Source organism: Nocardioides albertanoniae (assembly GCF_006716315.1).
Taxonomy (GTDB): Bacteria; Actinomycetota; Actinomycetes; order Propionibacteriales; family Nocardioidaceae; genus Nocardioides; species Nocardioides albertanoniae.
In genome coordinates, this window is sequence record NZ_VFOV01000001.1 from 3307424 (window position 1) to 3327803 (window position 20380).

23 protein-coding genes are annotated in these 20380 nt (G+C 68.7%); 6 read left to right on the forward strand and 17 right to left on the reverse strand.

Going from position 1 to position 20380, the window contains the following annotated elements; all coding sequences use genetic code 11:
- The first annotated feature begins 110 nt into the window (after positions 1-110).
- On the forward strand, positions 111-461 hold the full coding sequence (locus FB381_RS15880; RefSeq protein ID WP_141781182.1) for a GatB/YqeY domain-containing protein: 351 nt from the start codon (positions 111-113) through the stop codon (positions 459-461).
- 92 nt (positions 462-553) lie between these two features.
- Here FB381_RS15880 and FB381_RS15885 read toward each other — a convergent pair whose 3' ends face one another.
- From FB381_RS15885 to ctaC, 10 genes are all read right to left on the reverse strand, one after another.
- Complete coding sequence (locus tag FB381_RS15885) at positions 554-1405, reverse strand: MurR/RpiR family transcriptional regulator (RefSeq protein WP_170225181.1); 852 nt, start codon at positions 1403-1405, stop codon at positions 554-556.
- Entirely contained in the window at positions 1402-2283 is an 882-nt protein-coding gene (gene phnE / locus FB381_RS15890) for a phosphonate ABC transporter, permease protein PhnE (RefSeq protein ID WP_141781184.1), read from the reverse strand. Before phnE (FB381_RS15890) ends, FB381_RS15885 begins: the two co-directional genes overlap by 4 nt.
- The gene (gene phnE / locus FB381_RS15895; protein WP_141781185.1) at positions 2280-3110 is read right to left on the reverse strand and encodes a phosphonate ABC transporter, permease protein PhnE; all 831 of its coding nucleotides are present in this window, start codon (positions 3108-3110) and stop codon (positions 2280-2282) included. Before phnE (FB381_RS15895) ends, phnE (FB381_RS15890) begins: the two co-directional genes overlap by 4 nt.
- Positions 3107-3979: a phosphonate ABC transporter ATP-binding protein gene (phnC, locus tag FB381_RS15900; protein ID WP_141781186.1), complete on the reverse strand. Its 873-nt coding sequence runs from the start codon at positions 3977-3979 to the stop codon at positions 3107-3109. The genes phnE (FB381_RS15895) and phnC overlap by 4 nt, the downstream gene beginning before the upstream one ends.
- The gene (phnD, locus tag FB381_RS15905) at positions 3976-4953 is read right to left on the reverse strand and encodes a phosphate/phosphite/phosphonate ABC transporter substrate-binding protein (RefSeq protein WP_246088147.1); all 978 of its coding nucleotides are present in this window, start codon (positions 4951-4953) and stop codon (positions 3976-3978) included. The genes phnC and phnD overlap by 4 nt, the downstream gene beginning before the upstream one ends.
- Entirely contained in the window at positions 4947-5669 is a 723-nt protein-coding gene (locus FB381_RS15910; RefSeq protein WP_141781187.1) for an HAD family hydrolase, read from the reverse strand. The genes phnD and FB381_RS15910 overlap by 7 nt, the downstream gene beginning before the upstream one ends.
- A gap of 245 nt (positions 5670-5914) precedes the next feature.
- Entirely contained in the window at positions 5915-7126 is a 1212-nt protein-coding gene (locus FB381_RS15915; protein WP_246088148.1) for a L,D-transpeptidase, read from the reverse strand.
- 137 nt (positions 7127-7263) lie between these two features.
- Positions 7264-7680 (reverse strand): cytochrome c oxidase subunit 4, encoded by a 417-nt coding sequence (locus FB381_RS15920; protein WP_141781188.1) that lies wholly within the window; start codon positions 7678-7680, stop codon positions 7264-7266.
- Between the two features lie 6 nt (positions 7681-7686).
- Positions 7687-9369: an aa3-type cytochrome oxidase subunit I gene (ctaD, locus tag FB381_RS15925; protein WP_141781189.1), complete on the reverse strand. Its 1683-nt coding sequence runs from the start codon at positions 9367-9369 to the stop codon at positions 7687-7689.
- Positions 9366-10256: an aa3-type cytochrome oxidase subunit II gene (gene ctaC, locus FB381_RS15930; protein WP_141781190.1), complete on the reverse strand. Its 891-nt coding sequence runs from the start codon at positions 10254-10256 to the stop codon at positions 9366-9368. The genes ctaD and ctaC overlap by 4 nt, the downstream gene beginning before the upstream one ends.
- 175 nt (positions 10257-10431) lie before the next feature.
- On the opposite strand from ctaC, the gene FB381_RS15935 reads away from it, so the two are divergent.
- Positions 10432-11556 (forward strand): cysteine desulfurase family protein, encoded by a 1125-nt coding sequence (locus FB381_RS15935; RefSeq protein ID WP_141781191.1) that lies wholly within the window; start codon positions 10432-10434, stop codon positions 11554-11556.
- On the forward strand, positions 11553-11789 hold the full coding sequence (locus tag FB381_RS15940) for a sulfurtransferase TusA family protein (protein WP_141781192.1): 237 nt from the start codon (positions 11553-11555) through the stop codon (positions 11787-11789). The genes FB381_RS15935 and FB381_RS15940 overlap by 4 nt, the downstream gene beginning before the upstream one ends.
- Positions 11790-11809: 20 nt before the next feature.
- On the opposite strand, the gene FB381_RS15945 is transcribed toward FB381_RS15940, so the two are convergent.
- On the reverse strand, positions 11810-12793 hold the full coding sequence (locus FB381_RS15945) for a carbohydrate kinase family protein (protein ID WP_141781193.1): 984 nt from the start codon (positions 12791-12793) through the stop codon (positions 11810-11812).
- A gap of 119 nt (positions 12794-12912) precedes the next feature.
- Between FB381_RS15945 and FB381_RS15950 the strand changes: the two genes are divergently transcribed.
- Entirely contained in the window at positions 12913-13119 is a 207-nt protein-coding gene (locus FB381_RS15950) for a hypothetical protein (protein ID WP_141781194.1), read from the forward strand.
- A gap of 191 nt (positions 13120-13310) precedes the next feature.
- Here FB381_RS15950 and erpA read toward each other — a convergent pair whose 3' ends face one another.
- On the reverse strand, positions 13311-13664 hold the full coding sequence (gene erpA, locus FB381_RS15955; protein ID WP_008363173.1) for an iron-sulfur cluster insertion protein ErpA: 354 nt from the start codon (positions 13662-13664) through the stop codon (positions 13311-13313).
- Positions 13665-13729: 65 nt separating this feature from the next.
- A complete protein-coding gene (locus FB381_RS15960) occupies positions 13730-14815 on the reverse strand; it encodes a glycerate kinase family protein (protein WP_141781195.1) in 1086 nt (361 codons plus the stop codon).
- A gap of 49 nt (positions 14816-14864) precedes the next feature.
- On the opposite strand from FB381_RS15960, the gene nadA reads away from it, so the two are divergent.
- Positions 14865-16037: a quinolinate synthase NadA gene (nadA, locus tag FB381_RS15965; protein ID WP_141781196.1), complete on the forward strand. Its 1173-nt coding sequence runs from the start codon at positions 14865-14867 to the stop codon at positions 16035-16037.
- A gap of 1 nt (position 16038) precedes the next feature.
- Positions 16039-16389: a zinc ribbon domain-containing protein YjdM gene (locus FB381_RS15970; RefSeq protein WP_141781197.1), complete on the forward strand. Its 351-nt coding sequence runs from the start codon at positions 16039-16041 to the stop codon at positions 16387-16389.
- A gap of 252 nt (positions 16390-16641) precedes the next feature.
- On the opposite strand, the gene FB381_RS15975 is transcribed toward FB381_RS15970, so the two are convergent.
- Genes FB381_RS15975 through htpX form a run of 4 tightly spaced genes read right to left on the reverse strand, consistent with a single transcriptional unit; the run spans position 16642 to position 20372 of the window.
- The gene (locus FB381_RS15975; RefSeq protein ID WP_246088149.1) at positions 16642-18081 is read right to left on the reverse strand and encodes a sensor histidine kinase; all 1440 of its coding nucleotides are present in this window, start codon (positions 18079-18081) and stop codon (positions 16642-16644) included.
- Entirely contained in the window at positions 18078-18803 is a 726-nt protein-coding gene (locus tag FB381_RS15980) for a response regulator transcription factor (protein ID WP_141781198.1), read from the reverse strand. Before FB381_RS15980 ends, FB381_RS15975 begins: the two co-directional genes overlap by 4 nt.
- A 55-nt stretch (positions 18804-18858) precedes the next feature.
- On the reverse strand, positions 18859-19446 hold the full coding sequence (pspAB, locus tag FB381_RS15985; RefSeq protein WP_141781199.1) for a PspA-associated protein PspAB: 588 nt from the start codon (positions 19444-19446) through the stop codon (positions 18859-18861).
- A gap of 11 nt (positions 19447-19457) precedes the next feature.
- On the reverse strand, positions 19458-20372 hold the full coding sequence (htpX, locus tag FB381_RS15990) for a zinc metalloprotease HtpX (RefSeq protein WP_141781200.1): 915 nt from the start codon (positions 20370-20372) through the stop codon (positions 19458-19460).
- Between the last annotated feature and the right edge of the window lie 8 nt (positions 20373-20380).

A 20380-nucleotide genomic window follows, 5' to 3' on the forward strand; every position in this document is an offset into this window, starting at 1 on the left:
ACGTGGCGCCGTTCCCTCACGGGGACGGCGCCACGTGCGTTGTGGGGCGCCTCGAACCATGGGCCCGAAACCCGGTTGTCCGCGGTCGGGCCTCCCCCTAAGGTCCTGGCATGAGCGACCTCCAGGCCCGCCTCCGTGCCGACCTCCTCACCGCCCGCAAGGCCCGTGACACCACGGCGACAGCCGTGCTGCGCTCGACGCTGGCGGCGATCGCCAACGCCGAGGCGCTCCCGGTCGCCGAAGCCGCCCTGAGCACCGACGGACCGATCGCCGGCGCCTCGACCGGCGTCGGGGCCACCGAGGCCGCCCGTCGAGAGCTCACCGACGACGACGTGCGGCGGATCATCACCGAGGAGCAGGCCGAGCGCATCGGCGCCGCGACCGACCTCGAGGCCCACGGCGCCGACGGGAAGGCGAGCGAGCTCCGCGCCGAGGCCGAGCTGCTGGCGGCGTACGTCTAGCCGAGCCCCTCCCCCGTCGAGTCGGCTCGTCCTGACCGGAAAGCACGTCGAGTCGGCTCGTTATAACGAGCCGACTCGGCGTCGGGTTCGCCTCAGCCCTGCGGGTCGAGCTCGCCGCCGACGACCTCGAGCACCCGGGCGCGCACGTTGGCGGCAGCCTCCGGGTCACGGGCGGCCAGGGCGGCGACGATGGCGTTGCCGAGGATGAGCTGCGGGATGCGGATGATCGAGTCGAGCTCCTGCCGGAACCCGGCGCGGCCGCCCTGCGGAGTGACCAGCTCGACCTCGGCGAGCTTGGTCAGCTGGGTGCCGGTGAAGGAGGTCAGCGCGATGACGGACGCCTCGGCGGCGACCGCCGCTTGGGCTACCTGGATGGTCGGCGCCGTCGCGCCGGTGCCACTGACGACGATGCAGACGTCGCCGGCGCGGAGCAGTCGAGCCCGGATGAGCTGGTCGAGGTGGTCGCTGGGGGCGACCGTGCTGAGCCCCTGCGAGGCCAGGCGCATGGCGATGTCCTTGGCCACCGGCGAGGAGACGCCGGTGCCGGCGACGAGCACCGATCGCGCGTTGGCGAGCAGCTCGACGGCGTTGCTGACCTGATCCTCGGAGAGGAGCCCGACCATGTCGGAGGCCGAGTCGGCGATGTCGGCGAAGAAGGCGCGTACGACCGTCAGCGGGCTGGTGCCCTCGTTCGTCTCGGTCTTGGTGGTGCCGAGGTCGCGGGCGAGCAGCACCTTCAGGTGCGGGAAGCCCCGGAACCCGAGTCGCTGCGAGGCTCTGACGACGGTCGCGGTGGAGACGGAGGCCTCGGCCGCGATCTCCGCGGTGGTGGCCTCTATCGCCCATTCCGAGCGGGTCAGCACCACCTCGGCCACTGCTCGCTCGGACGGGTTGAGCCGCGGCATCGCAGCTCGGATGGCCGGGAGTACGGGCGCGCTGGTCATGCGGCGGCCCCCGCCATCGAAGTCTCGGTGCCGTGCAGGATCCGGTGACGCAGACCTGCGGAGATCTGGTCGACCACGATCGTCACGATGATGATCACAGCCAGCATGATTCCACCCCATTCCCACTCGCGCCCTCGAAGGACACGGTTTAGAAGCGCACCAATTCCACCGGCGCTCACGACGCCGAGAATCGCGCTTGCTCTGATGTTCACCTCGAAGCGGTAGAGCCAGAACGCCACCGTCTCCGGCAGCATCTGGGGCACCACCGCGGTGCGGACCCGCTGCCACCACGACGCCCCGGCGGCCGTGACCGCCTCGACCGGGCGCGGATCGACCGCCTCGACGTTCTCCAGCGTCAGCTTGCCGAGCGACCCGATCGAGTGGATCCCGATGGCCATCGCGCCGGCCATCGGGTTGAGCCCGAACAGCGGCAGCATCACGATGACCGCCAGCAGGATCTCCGGCACCGCGCGGATGGCGTTGAAGAACGTACGCACCGGCACCCGGACGAACCAGGGCGCGGTGTTGGAGGCCGCCAGGAAGGCCAGCGGGAAGGAGAACAGCGCACCGACGCAGGTGCCGATCCAGGCCAGCGCCACCGACTCCCCCATCAGGCTCAACGAGTCCAGCCACCAGTCGCCGTAGGTCAGGTCGGGGTCGGACTGGCCCTCGGGATGAGCCCCGGGCCAGGTGAGTACGCCGTCGAGCATCTGCCCCGCGTACTGCAGGATCTCGCCGGGGAACTGCGGCAGCCGCTCCCACTTGGCATCCTCCAGCGACCAGCCGGCGAGCAGCACGACGCCGATCAGCACCAGTCCGGCCACCGTGTAGGGCCACTTCGGCGGCGGCTTCGGCCGCGCCTTGGCATCGGTGGTCATACGAGCCTCCTGCGCAGCACCTGCGAGAGCAGGTCGATCGCGATGACGACCACGAAGATCACGATCACCACGGCGGCGAGCCGCGGATAGTCGGCCCGGTTGAAGTAGAGCATGATCAGCTGCCCGACACCGCCGGCCCCGACCGCGCCCAGCACGACGGAGGCGCGGATGTTGATCTCGAAGACGTAGAGCACGTAGGAGGCGTAGTTGGGCAGCACCGCGGGCACGATCGCCACCCGGGCCCGCTGCCAGCCGGTGGCGCCGGCCGCGTCGAGGGCCTCCAACGGCCCGGGGTCGACGGCGTCGATGCTCTCCGCGGTCAGCTTGGCCACGATGCCGATGTTGAACAGGGTCAGCGCCAAGATCCCGGGCAGCGGCCCGGTGACGACGGCGACGAAGACCAGGGCGTAGGCCATGTCGGGCAGCGACCGGATCACCGACATCACCGACTTGGTGACGCGGTAGACCGCCGGCGGCGCGCTCACCTTGGAGCCCAGCAGCGCCACTGCCAGGGCGATCAGGGAGCCGACGAAGGTCGCGATCACCGCGATGGCCGCGGTCTCCTTGAGAGCCACCCACAGCCGCGATGACGGGTCGGTGATCTCCTCCCACTCGGGGTGGACGACCTCCTCGAGGATCATCGTCAGCATCGGCCACTGCTCGACGACGGGCGCGAGCGAGAAGTCGATGGTCCACCCGGCCAGCACCGTGACCACGACGGCGCCGAGCAGACCGATGACGAGCAGCGGGCTCGGCGGAGGCTTGGCCGGGCGCGCGGAGCTCCCCTGCGGCGCCTCGGGGTGGCGTACGGCGGTGGTCTGGCTCATCCCGATGCGGCCTCGTCGGTGCCCGCGGCGACCGAGACACGCGCGTCGTCGGAGACGTCCTCAGCGGTCAGGGAGCGACCGTAGATCTTCTCGAAGACGGCGTCGTCGGCCTCGGCTGCGGTGCCGTCGAAGACGACCTTCCCCTCGCGCATGCCGACGATGCGGTCGGCGTAGCGCCGGGCAAGGTCGAGGAAGTGAAGGTTGACCACGGTAGTGATACCGAGATCGCGGTTGATTCGTTGCAGGTCGCGCATCACCAGATTGGCCGTGGGTGGGTCGAGAGAGGCGACCGGCTCGTCGGCGAGCACGACCGACGGCTCCTGGGCCAGCGCACGAGCGATCGCCACCCGCTGCTGCTGGCCGCCGGAGAGCTCGGAGGCGCGCACCCACGCCTTCTCGACGATCCCGACCCGCTCGAGCGCCTCGAAGGCGATCTCCTTGTCGGCCTTCGTGTGCAGGCCGACGGCCGAGCGCAGCATCGACTGAGCGTGCAGCCGTCCGGTGAGCACGTTGGCCATGACCGAGCGCCGGGTGACCAGGTTGAACCCCTGGAAGATCATCCCGATCTCCGCACGCAGCCGCCGCAGCCGGCGACCGCGCGCGGAGGCGACGTCGTTGCCGCCCACCGACAGCGTGCCGGCGGAGACCGGCACCAGGCCGTTGATCGTGCGGATCAGCGTCGACTTGCCGGCGCCGGAGAGTCCGACCACGACCACGAACTCGCCCTCGGGGATGTTGAGCGAGACGTGGTCGAGACCGCGGGTGCCGTTCGGGTAGACCACCGAGACCCCGTCGAAGACGACGTCGTGCCCACCCTGGGACCCGCCCTGTGGCTCGTCCTGGGGCCTGTCTGAGTCGGAGGCGCTCATTCGCCGAAGTTCTCCTCCACGGACTTCGCCTTCTTCAGCGCCGCCGTGTCGACCTTCTCCAGGCCTTCGATCTCGTAGACGGCCTCGAGCGTCTTTAGCCCCTTGGGGTCCTTGGCCATCGACGTGAACGCATCGGTCATCTTCGTACGCAGCTCCTTGGAGACGCTGCCGGAGACGACGATTCCGTCGTTGGGGATCTCGGTCGAGTAGGCGAAGACGACCACGTCGGAGGCGACCTTCGGCTCGTCGGCGGCGACCTCCTCGCGAGCATCGTCGAAGCTCACCCCGACCGGGTAGTCACCGCGCGCGACCGCCAGCACCGCGGCGTCGTGGTCGCCGGCGAACTGAGCGTCCAGGTCGACCAGCGGGTCGCCGCCGGAGACCTGGCCCCACTGCGTCGCCGGGTAGTAGTAGCCCGACGCCGAGCCCTGGTCGACGAAGGCGATCGAGCTGCCGGCCTTGATCTTGGCCAGCGCCGCCTCACCGGCCGGTCCGGTCTTCGCGGCGTCGGTGCCGTTGCAGTACTTGAAGCCCTCGACCACCTTCACCTCGTCGGCGCAGTAGGTCTTGGGGTCGTTGGTGAACCACTGGGTGTGGTAGGTGCCCGAGCCGAAACGCACCGACTGCAGAACCGGCACCGCTCCGGCCTGGTCCTGGGCCTGCACCATCCCGACCGGTCCGAGCATCGCGACCTGCGCCTGGTCGGCCTTCATCGCCACGATCGCGGCGGCGTAGCTCTCGGTCACCTCGGCGCGCACGGGCACACCGATCTTGTCGCTGAGGTAGGACTCCAGGCCCTTCGCGCTCTGCGTGATCGAGTCGACGTCGCCCGAGGGGACCAGCGAGAGCACGATCTCGTCGGGGTCCTCCGCGGGTCCGTCGCTCTTGCCACCGCCGCCGCAGGCGGCGAGAGAGAGGGCGAGGGACGCCGCGGCAGCGACGGCCAGCAGCTGTGTCCTGGGGGTTCTCAACATCGGACGGGCTCCTTGCGGGGGTTGGCTTCGATGAAGGACGACGGGTCACGCGACCACTGCGAGATGGCTGCGTAGAGGTCGACAAGAGATTCTGCACGAACGTGCGCCGGACCCTGCCTGCGGTCGAAGACGTCAACGTACGCTGCAACACAACCACGCTCGAGCGCGGGAGCGAGATCATTGCGCCAGATGTCGCCGACCGACATCAGCCTCTCGGGCGTGTCGGTCGCGCCGGCGGCCGCCAGGAAGGTGTCGAGGTGCGCCCGCATCCGGGTCGGCTTGAGCGCGTCGGACACGACCTCGTCGATCACGCCACGTACGCCGATGTGCTCGAGGATCGCGTCCAGACCGTCGCCTGGCGAGTTGGTGAGGACAACCCGGTGGGCGTCGAGCCCGGCGAGGAGGTCGACCAGCCCGGCCGGAGTGTGGATGTCGCCGGGGTGCTCGCCGATCGCGGCCCTGCTCTCGACGTACGCGGTGCTCAGCTGCTCCTCGGTGACCCCTGCGGCCACGGCGAGGATCCTGACCGCCTCGTAGCCGTCCTGAGCGCCGATGAGCGCCTTCGGGGCAGTCTCGGGCAGCTGGTTGCCGAGAAACGCTCCAGCGAGCTCCAGGAGCGCCTCAGGGGCGTCCACGAAGGCCGCCACCCTCTCGGCGTACAGCAAGACAGGCGTGTCCCCGAGACACACCGTGCCGTCGAGGTCGAGCACGAGCACCGGCCGAGACAACAGGTCCACCCTTCAAGCGCGGGCGGTCAGCACGACGCCGCGCAACGACATTTCGTGACAGGTGGAACGTAGGTAACGTGGCTTCCGTACGCAAGCAGGACCCGCCGACTCGTCGCCGTCATTTACTGCAGTGCAGTAATACGACGCAGTCGGCAGCTCACTGACCAGACAATGCCCGCACTGCAGCAAACGGAAGCAAACGCGGGATGATGCCTGTCTAGATCCTGCTTGGATCAGGCCAGCGCGGAGCCCGCCTGGTACTGGTCGTAGGAGGTGTTCCAGTCACCCCAGCCGTTGCTGAAGGTCATCTGGCGGTCGGTGCCGACCGTCTCGACGACGTCACCGCGGCGGCTCATGTCGTAGAGGAACTTGGCATCCTCGTCGCTCATCCCCGTGCAGCCGTGGGAGACGTTGGCCTTGCCCTGCTGCGCGACCGACCATGGCGCGCCGTGGATGAACTCGCCGGAGAAGGTCAGGCGCATCGCCCACTTGACGCCCTCCATGTTGTAGTACTCCCGGTCGCCCTCGCCGATGCCGATCGTCTCGGAGTTCATGGTCTTGCGCTCGAACTTCTCGATGATCACCTTCACGCCGCTGCGGGTGATGAACCCTTCCTTGCCGGTCGTGATCGGGATGGTCCTGATCTTCTGGCCGTTGTTGAAGACTTCCATCTGGTGGGTCTGCGCGTTGGCGCGGTAGATGTGGGCGTCACCGGTCTTGAAGGTGATCTCGCGGTTCTTCTGGCCGAAGATGCCGTCACCGGCCGGCACGGAGTTGATGTTGAGCTTCACGTTGATCGTGGAGTTGGCCTGCCAGTAGGTGCGCGGGCGGTAGTGGGCCTCCTTGTCGTTGACCCAGTACCACGACCCCTCCTGCTCCGGCGTCGTCTTGACCTTCATCTTCTTCTCGAAGGCCGACTTGTTCTTCACCGGGAGGTCGTAGGTCACGATGATCGGCATCCCGACACCGACGGTCTCCCCGTCGAGCGGCGCGATCGACGGGTAGGCCTGACGGTCCAGACCGAGATCCTCGGTGGAGAACCTCGTCTTCGTCTCCAGCTGCTTGCCGTCGGTGCCGGTCGCGGTGACCGAGAGCGTGTACGCAGCGGTCGGCTCGAGCACGTCGCCGGCGCTCCACGCCAGGCCGTCCTCGGAGATCGTGCCGCGCACCTTGGCACCCTTGGCGCCGGTGAGCATCACGTCATCGATACGCCCCTTGGCGACGTCGACCTTGACGACCTTGTCGATCTTGACGCCCTTGGCCTCGTCCTCGACGTTGGGCGTGATCTGCACGACCGGCTTCGGCTCGGCCTTGGGCTCCTTCGAGCCCGGGTCTCCCCCGCCGCAGGCGCTGAGCAGCAGCGCGGCGACGACGGCGAGGGCCGTCAACGGCGCCCCGCGGCGTACGGAGGAACGAGTGTGGTGGGACGGTGACTGCGTTGACACGGTTGCGGTGCTCCAGACCTGACGAAGTGCGCGTCCACCCGGGTCGCGGACGGAAGCGCCATAACCCTACCGGGCATACCCAACGGACGCAGCAGGACCCGATCCTTGATGGATCGGGTCCTGCTGAACTGCTGTGCTCAGTGCTTGAAGTCGCCTCGGTAGTACTCAAAGTTCCAGCCGGCCAGAGCCAGCAGGCCGAGCACGGCGGCGATGATGAGCAGCCACCAAGCGGCCATCGCGACCGCGAGGACCACGAGACCGAAGGTGAGCGCGGCCCACAGCGGCCACCAGGAGAACGGCGGGAAGAAGCCGTACTCGCCGGCGCCTTCCGCGATCTCGCCGTCGGACCTGTCCTCGGGGCGCGGGTCCATCTTCGCGGCGTGGAAGCCGAGGTAGACGGTGATCATCAAGAACAGCAGCGTGCACATCACCAGCGCGGAGGTGCCGGTCCAGTCGCCGCCCTCCTCGGAGGCCGCGGTGACGAACCAGTAGGCCGGCGTCACCAGCACCATGAAGACACTGCAGATCACGAAGATCCAGGCTTCAGACTTCATCGGGGCTCAGCCTTCCTTGTTCGAGCTGGTCGAGACGAGATCGTCCTCGTCGTGCTCCAGCGCGGCGATCTCCGGGTGGTGGAGGTCGAAGGCCGGGGACTCCGAACGGATCCGCGGGATGGAGACGAAGTTGTGGCGCGGCGCCGGGCACGCGGTGGCCCACTCCAGCGAACGGCCCCAGCCCCACGGGTCGTCGACGCCGACCTTGGGCGCCTTGCGAGAGACGTAGAGGTTGTAGAAGAACGGCAGCATCGACAGGCTCAGCAGGAACGCTCCCACGGTGGAGAACTGGTTGAGGAACGTGAAGCCGTCGCTGGGCAGGTAGTCGGCGATGCGGCGCTGCATGCCCTCGACACCGAGCCAGTGCTGGACCAGGAAGGTCGCGTGGAAGCCGACGAACAGCAGCCAGAAGTGGACCTTGCCGAGACGCTCGTCGAGCATCCGTCCGGTCATCTTGGGCCACCAGAAGTAGAAGCCGGCGAACATCGCGAACACGACGGTGCCGAAGACCACGTAGTGGAAGTGGGCGACCACGAAGTAGGAGTCGGAGACCTGGAAGTCGAGCGGCGGGCTCGCCAGGATGATGCCGGTCAGACCACCGAAGAGGAAGGTCGTCAAGAAGCCGATCGACCACAGCATCGGGGTGTCGAAACTGATCGAACCGCCCCACATCGTGCCGATCCAGTTGAAGAACTTCACACCTGTCGGCACCGCGATCAGGAATGTCATACCTGAGAAGAACGGCAGGTTGACCGCACCGGTGACGAACATGTGGTGGGCCCACACGGCCACCGAGAGGATGGCGATACCGAGCGTCGCGGCGACGAGGCCGACGTAGCCGAAGACCGGCTTGCGGCTGAAGACCGGGAGGATCTCGGTAACGATGCCGAAGAACGGCAGCGCGATGATGTAGACCTCGGGGTGGCCGAAGAACCAGAACAGGTGCTGCCACAGGATCGGGCCGCCGTGAGCGGCGTCGAAGACGTGGGAGCCGAACTGACGGTCGGACTCGAGCATCAGCAGCGCCGCGGCGAGGATCGGGAACGCGATCAGCACCAGCAGCGAGGTGACCAGGGTGTTCCAGGTGAAGATCGGCATCCGGAACATGGTCATGCCCGGCGCACGCATGCAGATGATCGTGGTGATGAAGTTGACCGCACCGAGGATCGTGCCCAGACCGGCCATGTAGAGACCCATGATCCACAGGTCGCCACCGACGCCCGGCGAGTACTGCGCGCTGGAGAGCGGCGTGTAGGCGAACCAGCCGAAGTCGGCCGCACCGGTCGGCGTGAAGAAGCCGCTGGCCGCGATGATGCCGCCGAAGAGGTAGAGCCAGTAGCTGAACATGTTGAGCCGCGGGAAGGCGACGTCAGGGGCGCCGATCTGCAGCGGCATGATCACGTTGGAGAAGCCGAAGAACAGCGGCGTCGCGAACAGCAGCAGCATGATCGTGCCGTGCATCGTGAACAGCTGGTTGAACAGCTCGTCGTTGACGACCTGCTGCCCGGGGAACGCCAGCTCCGAACGCATCAGCAGGGCCATCAGACCGCCGATGAGGAACCAGACGAACGAGGTGACGAGGTACATCTTGCCGATCAGCTTGTGATCGGTCGTGGTCAGCAGCTGGTAGATCTGCTTGCCGAGCGGCTTGGGGCCCCCGGTGACCGGGCGCGCAGCGGTGGCGGTCACTCGCCCTCCTCCTTGTGGCTGGAGACGTCGTCGGCCGGGCGGGTGGACTTGCCACCGCCGAGCAACGGGCGCTCGGCCTCGAAGCCCTTCTGAGCCAACGCGTCGACGTAGGACTTGTAGTCGCTCTCGGAGACGATCGCGACCTTGAAGATCATCCGGGCGTGGTAGACGCCGCAGAGCTCGTAGCAGGCCCCACGGAAGGTCTTGCCCTCGATGAGGTCGTCGTCGCTCGCGTTGAAGGTGGCCGTGGCTTCCTTCGTGGTGATCGAGTAGTGGTTGATCCGGCCCGGCACGACGTCCATCTTCATCCCGAACTCCGGCACGCCGAAGTTGTGGATGACGTCTGCGGAGTGCAGGTTGAACCGGGTCGTGGTCTTCTCGGGGAGGACCAGCGTCGGGATGTGCGAACCCGTGCCCACGACATAGCCGTACTTGTCGTAGGGGTACTTGTCGTCGACGAGGTTCTCGTCGGCGCTCTGGTCGGGCTCACCGATGCCGTGGTTGAAGGTCCACTGCCACTGCTGGCCGGTCACCTCGATCACGTTGGTCGGGTTGCCGTCGTCGAGCATCTCGTTCTGCACCTTGACGGTGTGGTCGAAGAAGACGATCACCATCAGGACCGGGGCGATCGTGTAGAAGATCTCCAGCGGCAGGTTGTAACGCGTCTGGACCGGGATGTCGGACTCGTTGCGACGGCGGTAACGCCAGATCGCCCAGAAGATCAGACCCCAGGTCAAGATGCCGGTCAGAAGAACAGCGACCCAGGCCCCCTGCCACAGCGCAAGGTTGTGCTCACCCTGCTCGGAACGTGGCTCCGGGAAGCCGAGACGCGACGCCTCGTCCGTGCAGCCACTCAGCAGAAGGGCGCCGGCCGTCAGCGTCGCCACCAACGCGCCACTTCGGGCGCGGGCGTGGGACGGTTTCGATCCGGCCCCTGGCAAGTGCAGACCCACTACGAGCCTCTCTCTCATGCGAACACTCAGATGTCCGCAGACTACCGCGAGCGACTCCTGAATCATCTTCAGGGGTTGCTCATGTCGCGTATGGCTACCGTTGGGTTCTGTGACCGACGCCTTCACCTACCTCGATGCCGCATCGGCCGAGCCGCTCCATCCCGCCGCCCGGGATGTGCTGCTCGCCGCGGCAGATCAGGGTTATGCCGACCCTCGACGCCTCCACCGGCCGGCCCGTAACGCGGGGCTGCTGCTCGAGAACGCTCGCGAGGTCGTCGCGGAGGCGTTGGGGGTGCGCAGAGATGAGGTGCTTTTCACATCGTCGGGCACCGCCGCGGCGCAGGCCGGGCTGCTGGGGCTCGGGTCACGCGGCATCGCGCACACCGCCGTCGAGCACCAGGCGGTCATCGACGCCGCGCACTGGTCGCCGCGCTCCCCCGTGGTCGAGCTGGGCGTGGACGACGAGGCGCGGGTCGACCTCGAGCAGGTGCGCGACGTCGTCGGCGCCGGCGCGGTCGACGTCGTCGCCGTGCAGCAGGCCAACCACGAGGTCGGCACCCTGCAGCCGCTCGAGGAGGTTGCTGCCGCGGTGAGGCAGAGCGGTCGAGACGTACGCCTCTTCGTCGATGCCGCCGCGTCGATGGGTCGCCTGCCGATCCCGGCCGCGGCCGGTGACGTGATCGCGGGATCGGCGCGCAAGTGGGGTGGTCCGGGCGGGGTCGGGGTGCTCGTCGTACGGAAGCGGGCGCCGTGGCGCAACCCGTTCCCGGGAGACCCGTGGGCGCGCACCGACCTGGGGTTCACCAACACCGCCGGCGCGCTGGCGGCAGCGGCCGCCCTGCAGGCGGTGGTCGCCGAGCGCGACGCGGTCAACGCGCGCCAGCACGAGCTGATCGACCTCGTCAGGTCACGGGTGAAGGCGGAGATCCCCGACGTGGACGTGGCCGGGCCCGCCGAGGAGCGGCTCCCGCACCTGGTGACGTTCTCCGCCCTCTACGTCGACGGGGAGGCCCTGGTGACCGCGCTCGACCGTCGGGGCGCCGGCGTGGCCAGCGGATCGGCGTGCACGTCGGACACTCGGCAACCTTCACGTGTTCTGGCTGCCATGGGAGCGCTCACGCACGGTAATGTGCGCCTTTCTCTGACCCGCGACACCACGCGAGAGGATGTGGAGCGCGTGCTCGACGCACTGCCCGGGATCGTCAAGGACCTCCGAGCCGAGGCCGGCCTGTGAGCGAGGCGAACGTGACTCTCGACTGCCGTGGCCAGGCGTGCCCGCGGCCGATCATCGAGCTCGGCCGCCACCTGGGCGACGTCGAGGTCGGCGAGGAGATCGCCGTGGCCGCGGACGATGCCGCCGCCCACCATGACGTGCCGGCCTGGGCGCGGATGCGCGGGCAGGAGTTCGTGGGCGAGTCGGAAGCAGAAGACGGCGTACCCGTCTACCGGATACGCCGTCTCAGCTGAGCGCGGGAGCGCCCTGGGGTTCAGCTCTTGATGTTCGGGGCGATCTGGTCGGCGGCGGTGTCGCCGTAGGACTCGCGGACCCGGGCGACGAACTCCTCGGCGGTGAAGGAGTACTCCTGCGGGCCGACGGTCTCGACGCAGTAGGCGGCGAGGACGCAGCCGACCTCGGCGGCCTGCTCGAGCTCGCAGTCCCAGGCCAGCGCGGCCAGGAAGCCGGCGCGGAACGCGTCGCCGACGCCGGTGGGCTCGACAGCGTCGACGTTCTTCGCGGCCGGCAGCTCGATCGTGTCCTCGCCCTTGCGCTGGATGCGGACGCCGTCCTTGCCGAGCGTGGTGACCTGGGTGCCGACGCGCGCGAGGACCTCCTCGGCCGACCAGCCCGTCTTCTGCTCGAGCACGTGCGACTCGTACTCGTTGGTGAACAGGTAGGCGGCGCCGTCGACGAGCTCGCGGATGAGCTCGCCGTCGCCGAAGGCGAGCTGCTGGCTCGGGTCGGAGATGAAGGTGTAGCCGCGCTGGCGGGCCTCCTCGGTGTGGCGCTTCATCGCGTCGGGGTCGTCGGGCGCGATCAGCACGAACGACGGCTCGCCCACCTTGTCGGCGATCGGACCGAACTCGATCTCGCGCGCCTCGGCCATCGCGCCCGGGTAGAAGCTGGCGAACTGGGCCATGGCGGTGTCGGTGGTGCACACGAACCGCGCGGTGTGCAGGGTCTCGGAGACGCGCAGGTGGTCGCAGTTGACGCCGTGGCGCTCCAGCCACGAGCGGTAGTCGGCGAAGTCCTCGCCGACCGCGCCGACGAGCACCGGCTCGAGACCGAGGTTGCCGAGGCCGAAGGAGATGTTGGCGCCGACCCCTCCGCGTCGGATCTCGAGGTCGTTGACCAAGAAGCTCACCGAGAGCTTGTCGAGCTGGTCTGCGACCAGCGAGTCGGCGAACTTTCCGCCGAAGCTCATCAGATGGTCAGTGGCGATGGATCCTGCGATCAGGAGTGAACCGGACATGGCTCGAACCCTACCGGCGAGGGCTTCGGCATCGTGAAGCACCGACGATGGACAGCACGTGAAATATTACCGCCGAGTCGGCCTTCTGCTACCCGTTGGTAGTGCTTAGCGTCGTTTGCATGACCAGTTTGCGCCTTCCCTACGACGACCTCGACAGCCCCGCACAGCTGTGCGCCGACTGCGCCGCCGCCGACAGCGCACTGCGCCTGCCCACCCCACGGGTGCGTGACGACATGCGACAGTCACCGACCACGCGCATGCAGTCACGTGACACCGCGATGATGGAGGCCTGCGGGCACGTCGCCGACGACCTTGCCTTGACCTGACCTCCTGCCCCTCGCGGCCACCCGAAATACCAGCAGCCCCTGCCTACGCGGCAGGGGCTGCTGACGTACTGCTGGATCTGGGGTGCCCGGCGCGTGCGATGGCAAGGCACGGACGCGAAGGCGACCTTCAGGGCGAAGCCGGTCGTCGAAGCGTTCGCAACGCCGCCAGCGTGCGTGCCGGGCGCCTCAGATCAGTGGAAGGAGTCGCCGCAGGCGCAGGAGCCCGTGGCGTTGGGGTTGTCGATGGTGAACCCCTGCTTCTCGATGGAGTCCACGAAGTCGATCATGGCGCCGTTGAGGTAGGGCACGCTCATCCGGTCGACGACGACGGAGACGCCGTCGAAGTCGGTGACGACGTCACCGTCGAGGGTGCGCTCGTCGAAGAAGAGCTGGTAGCGCAGGCCGGAGCAGCCACCGGGCTGCACGGAGATGCGCAGGCTGAGGTCGTCGCGACCCTCCTGCTCAAGGAGGCTCTTCACCTTGGCGGCGGCAACGTCACTCAGGTTGATGGAGTCGGCGCGGCGTTCGGTCGTCTGCTCGGTCATGTAGCTGGGCTCCCTGTGCGTGGGTGCGGGTTGTGTCTTAGGGCTCAATCGTCGCACACACTCGGTTATTCCCGGTGGTCGGTGGACCAGGTCCTGGCGACCCTGGCGGCCACCTGGACCAGGGACTCGTACGCCTGGGCGAGGGCTCGCTCCTCGCCGACGCTGTCGATCAGGGAGTAGGCGGCATCGATCCCGAGCGTACGCATCTCCCGGCCGCTCATGCTGACCTTCCCGGCCATCACGATGCAGGGGCGCAGCGCCTGTTCGGCCAGCTTCGCCACGCCGGCGGGCACCTTCCCGGAGGCGCTCTGGGGGTCGAAGGAGCCCTCGCCGGTGATCACCAGGTCAGCCTTGGAGGCCAGCTCGGTCAGGCCGAGCAGGTCGGCGACGACGTCGAACCCAGGCCGTCGCGTGGCACCGAGCAGGAGCAGGGCGAACCCCATCCCACCTGCCGCTCCGGCGCCCTTCTCGGTGGCCGTCTTCCGCGACGTGGCGGCGGCCAGGTCCTGCAGGGCGCCGTCCCAGCGGGGCATGGCCTCCTCGCTCAGCCCCTTCTGCGCGCCGTAGACCTTCACCGCACCGAAGAGCCCGGTCAGCGGGTTGTCCACGTCGCTGGCGATGACGATCTCGAGATCCAGCGGCTCGGGGAGCCTCACCTCGGTGATGCCTTCGAGACCGGCGACGCCGGCGTCGAGCGGGCGGTCGCCGGTGGCTCCGAGCGCTGCCAGCAGGCCCGCTCCCCCGTCGCTGGTGCCCGAGCCGCCGAGGCCGATCACGGCTGTCGTCGCGCCGGTCTCGCGCGCGGCGAGGAGCAGCTGCCCCACACCGTACGAGGTCGCCTGCTCGGCTCGGGTGCTGTCGGCCAGGTGCAGGCCGGCGGCCTGCGCGGACTCGATGTAGGCCGTGCCCGCCTCGACCAGGATCTGCGCGGTCACCGGCTCGCCGTGAGGGCCCGTGACCTCGACGTCGTGGACCTGACCGCCGACGACGTCACCGAGCAGCTCGAGGAACCCCGGGCCACCGTCGGCCATCGGCGCCAGCGAGAGCTCATCACCGGGCGCCGTACGCCGCCAGCCCTCCGCGATCGCGGCGGCGGCCTGGGAGGCGGAGAGGGTTCCGGCGAACTTGTCAGGGGCGATCAGCACTCGCATCGCCCCAACCTAGCGAACGGCGACCCGGCGAACATGTATTATCGTCATCATGACGACTGTCGACCTTCCGCTGCTCCCCCTGGGGCGCGGCACCGACCTGAACTCCGAGCGTGGCGTCGAGTGCCCCGGCGATCTCCCGGCCGCCTCCGACCCCGACCTGGTCAAGCGCGCCCTCGCGGCCAAGGAGAAGCTCGGCGAACGCGTGTTCGTGCTCGGACACCACTACCAGCGCGACGAGGTCATCGAGTTCGCCGACGTGACCGGCGACTCCTTCAAGCTCGCACGCGACGCGGCGGCCCGCCCCGACGCGGAGTACATCGTCTTCTGCGGCGTGCACTTCATGGCCGAGTCGGCCGACATCCTCACCTCCCCCGACCAGGCGGTCATCCTTCCCGATCTGGGCGCCGGGTGCTCGATGGCCGACATGGCGCGGCTCGGTCAGGTCGAGAAGGCCTGGGAAGCGCTCAGCGAGGCAGGCGTGGCCGAGCAGGTCGTGCCGGTGACCTACATGAACTCCTCGGCCGACATCAAGGCCTTCTGCGGGCGTCACGACGGCGTCGTGTGCACCTCCTCGAACGCCCAGTCGGTGCTGGAGTGGGCGTTCGCGCAGAAGGAGGACGCGAAGGTCCTCTTCTTCCCCGACCAGCACCTCGGTCGCAACACCGCCGTGCTGAAGCTCGGGATGTCGCTGGACGACTGCGTGGTCTGGGACCCGCACAAGCCCGACGGCGGCCTGAGCGCCGAGGAGCTGCGGGCGGCGAAGGTGATCTTGTGGAAGGGCCACTGCTCGGTCCACGGGCGCTTCTCCCCCGACACCATCGACGACCTGCGCGCCGAGATCCCGGGCGTACAGATCCTGGTGCACCCCGAGTGCCAGCACGAGGTCGTGCTCAAGGCCGACCTCGTCGGCTCGACCGAGTTCATCATCTCGACCATCGAGGCCGCGCCGGCCGGGTCGTCGTGGGCGATCGGCACCGAGCTCAACCTGGTCAAGCGGCTGGCCGCCGCTCACCCCGACAAGCGGATCGTCTTCCTCGACCGCACCGTCTGCTACTGCTCGACCATGAACCGCATCGACCTGCCCCACTTCGTGTGGGCCCTCGAGTCGCTGGTCGAGGGTCAGGTGGTCAACCGCATCGAGGTCGACGCCGACACCGAGCACTACGCCAAGCTCGCCCTCCAGCGGATGCTCGACCTCCCCGGCAAGACCGAGAAGGACTGAGGTGTCCGACACCCTCCCGCCGTGCCCACGGTGCGCGAGCGAGTACACGTACGAGATGGGTGACCTCGTCGTCTGCCCCGAGTGCGCCCACGAGTGGTCGCCGTCCGAGGAGGCGGAGGCCGCCGAGTCCGCCGCGATCAAGGACTCCAACGGCAACGTGCTCACCGACGGTGACGACGTCGTCATCATCAAGGACCTCAAGGTCAAGGGCGCCGGCGGCGGCACCATCAAGGTCGGCACCAAGGTGCGCGGCATCCGCCTCTCCCCCGGCGTCGGCGACCACGACATCGAGGCCAAGGTCGACGGCTTCGGCCAGATGCAGCTCAAGTCCTCGATCGTACGCAAGGCCTGACCCACCCCTTCCCAGCCGAGGAGTCACCCCTGCAGGTCGAGGAGTCACGTCTGCAGGCTGAAACGTCACTCCTGCGGGTCGAGACGTCATTGCGACCTCTCGACCTGCGGGAGTGACCCCTCGGCCTGCCGGAGTGACCCCTCGACCTGCAGGAGTGACCCCTCGACCTGCAGGAGTGACCCCTCGACCTGCAGGAGTGACCCCTCGACCTGCAGGAGTGACCTCTCGACCTGCCGGAGTGACCCCTCGGCGCTAGACGGGGAGGCGTACGGCGATGGTCGCGTCACCCGGGACGCTGCGGAGGGTCACGGTGCCGCCGTGGGAGGTGACGATGGCGTGGACCAGGGCCAGGCCGAGGCCGGCGCCGCCGTCGCGTTGGCGCGCCTCGTCGGCGCGGGTGAACCGTTCGAAGGCGTGCGGCACGAGGCCGGGAGGGAACCCGGGGCCGTCGTCGTGGACGTCGAACCCGCCGGGGCGTACGCGGACGGTGACGGTGGTGCCGGCGGGCGTGTGCCGGCGCTCGTTGGTGAGCAGGTTGGTGATCACCTGGTGGAGCCGCTGGTCGTCGCCGGTCACGATCACCTCGGCGGCATCGGGATCAGCGCCGGGCGGGAGCTCGAGCCGCCAGGTGCGAGACGCGTCGACGACGCGCGCGTCGTCGACGGCTTCGAGGAGCAGCCGGGTCAGGTCGACCGGGTCACGGGCGAGCGGGCGACCCTGGTCGAGGCGCGCGAGCAGGAGCAGATCCTCGACCAGAGCGGTCATCCGCAGCGACTCCTCCTCCACCTTGCCGAGCGCCGTCGGCACCGCCTCGGGACGCTGCTGGGCCAGCTCGGTGTAGCCGCGGATCGTGGTGAGCGGGGTGCGCAGCTCGTGGGAGGCGTCGGCGACGAACTGGCGCACCTGCTGCTCGTTGCGGTGCCGCTGCGCCAACGAGGTCTCGACATGGTCGAGCAGCGTGTTGAGGGCGGCGCCGACCTGGCCGACCTCGGTGTCGTCGTCGGTGAGCCGGGCGGGCACCCGCTCGGCGACCTCGACCTCGCCCGAGGACAACGGCATCGCCGCCACCGTGTGCGCCGTCGCGGCCACCTCTCGCAGCGGCCGCAGCTGGCGGCGTACGACGAGATAGCCGGCCCCTGCGGCGGCGAGGACACCCAGGATCGTCAGCGCCGCCTCCCAGAAGACCAGGCTGTCGATGGTGTTCTCGACCTCGTCGGTCGGCAGCCCCATGACGAGCACGGCCCGCTCCCCCGTCGGGTCGACGGCAACCGCCTGAGCCACGACCCGAAAGCGTCCTTGCCCGGGCAGGTCGGCATCGTGAACGCGCGCGTCGACACGTACGTCTCGCAGCACCTCGAGATCCTCGTCGGCCAGCTCGTCTCGGGCCTCGCGATCGAAGCTCCCGATCTCACCCTGGGCATCGCTCGTCTCGGGAAAGATCGCCCACACCGCTCCTGGCGGCACGACGATGCGGTTGCCGGGCGCGGCGGGCGCGGGCCCGGGGCCGCCCACGCGGCGCGACATCTCCCCGACGTCGCGGTCGAGACGATCCATCAGCGTCTCGCGCAGCGCGAGCGTGGCGAAGGTCGCGATCAGGAGCGAGACCACCAGCACGAGGGCCACCGCGGTGATGACCAGGCGCGAGATCAGCGGCGCGACCAGCCGCCTCAGCCGCCTCAGCCATCCACTCACTCGACGGCCCTCAGCACGTAGCCCGCTCCGCGCATCGTGTGGATCATCGGGTCGCGCCCGGCGTCGATCTTCTTGCGCAGATAGGAGATGTAGAGCTCGACGACGTTCGCCTGGCCACCGAAGTCGTAGGACCAGACCCGGTCGAGGATCTGCGCCTTCGACAGCACCCGGCGCGGGTTGCGCATCAGGAAGCGGAGCAGCTCGAACTCGGTCGCGGTGAGGGTGACCTCCTCCCCCGCCCGGTGCACCTCGCGCGAGTCCTCGTCCATGCTCAGGTCGCCGACCCGGATCACCGAGTGCTCCTCGACCCGGGTCGCGCCCGCGCGCCGCATCAGCCCGCGCAGGCGCGCGACCAGCTCCTCGAGCGAGAAGGGCTTGATCACGTAGTCGTCACCGCCCGCGGTCAGCCCGGCGACGCGGTCCTCGACGGCATCCTTCGCGGTGAGGAAGAGAACGGGAATGTGCGGGTCCGTGCTGCGTACGCGGCGGAGCACCTCCAGCCCGTCGAAGTCGGGCAGCATCCAGTCGAGCACGATCGCGTCGGGTGTCGTCTCCTTGGCCGCGCTGACCGCCTTCACCCCCGAGTGGGCCATGGTGACCGACCAGCCCTCGAACCGCAGCGCCATCGCGACCAGCTCAGCGATGTTCACCTCGTCGTCGACGACCAGCACCCGCAGGGGCGAGCCGTCGGCGCGGGTGAGGTCGTGGGATCCAGCGGTCATGGCTCCATCATGCGCGTCGATGCTGTGTGGCCGCTGTGAGGATCCTGTGGCGCGCCTACAGCCCCGGGGCACCCCAGACGGCGAGCCAGCGGGAGAGATCCTTCTCGACCGGCAGGTCGCTCTCGATCGCACCGCGGATGTTGATCTCGAGCAGGTTGTCGCGCTGCTCGGGTCCGGTGGGCGCGAACGGGTAGAACGTGCCCTGCTTGTAGAGGTAGATCAGGGCGGCGCTGCGCCCGTCGGCGCCCTTGAAGGCGATCAGCGAGCAGAGCAGACCGGGGCCGAACCCGTTCATCTCCAACGTGGTGTTGACGGCATGGAGGTCGGTGACCAGTCCGGTGATGTCGGGGTTGGCCGGGTCGAGCGGCTCGTGGTCGACGCCGAGCCAGGTGAACCCGAACTCGTCGACGTTGGTGCTCACCTGCGGCGCCCCCTCGGAGGTGCCCAGCAGCTGCACGACATCGTTCTGCGTGCCTGCGAACCCTGCCCCCGACGCTGCCCGGTAGCAGACCGCACCGTCGCCGGTCGGCACCAGGCCGAGCGAGGTCTGCATCGTGATCGCGGCGGTCGGCACCGCGAACAGCGAGTCGAGGTTGGCCTGCTTGGGCCGCGTACGACCGGTGATGACGTCCCAGAATCCCACGGACCGTGACCTTACTGTGTCGGCCTGCCGAGCTCGGACTCGATGCGGGCCAGCTGCTCCAGACGCTGCTCCAGAGAGGGGTGCGTCGAGGTCAGCGTACGCAGCGACTGGCCGCTGACCGCGGGGGCGATGAAGAACGCGTTCATCGCCTGCGAGGAGCGCAGGTCCTTGCTCGGGATCGAGGAGATCTCGCCGGTGATCTTCTGCAGCGCGCTGGCCAGTGCGCCAGGCTTCATGGTCAGCTGCGCGCCGGCACGGTCGGCGGCCAGCTCGCGGTAGCGAGACAGCATCCGCAGCAGCAGCCACGAGACCGCGTAGACGGCCAGGGAGACCAGCAGCACCACCAGCCACACCGGGATGCCGTTGCTGTTGTTGTTGCCGCGACGGCCGACCCCGGCGTACGCACCGTACTGAGACCCACGCGAGAGCATCCCGGCCATGATGCCGGCCGAGGAGGCCACCGTCATGACCAGCACGTCACGGTGGGCGACGTGGGAGAGCTCGTGGGCGATCACGCCCTCGAGCTCTTCAGCGCTGAGACGCTGCATGATGCCGGTGGTCACCACGACCACCGCCCGCTTCGGCGAGCGACCGGTGGCGAACGCGTTGGGCATGTCGGTGTAGGCGATGCCCACCCGCGGCTTCGGCATGTCGGCCAGGGTGCACAGCCGGTCGATCATCGCGTGCAGCTCGGGTGCGTCCTGCGCGGAGACCTCCTGCGCACCCATGGCGCGCATGGCTAGCTTGTCGGAGGAATACCACTGCCACCACGCGACGCCGAGCCCGATGACGGCGATGACCGGTGCCCACTGCGGGGGCATCACGAACATCAGGGCCACCACGAGCCCGACGAACAGCGCGCCGAGCAGGAACATCACCGAGGTCATCCGGACCGTCAGTCCGGAGTCCCCCTGGAAACGTGACATCGGGGTCT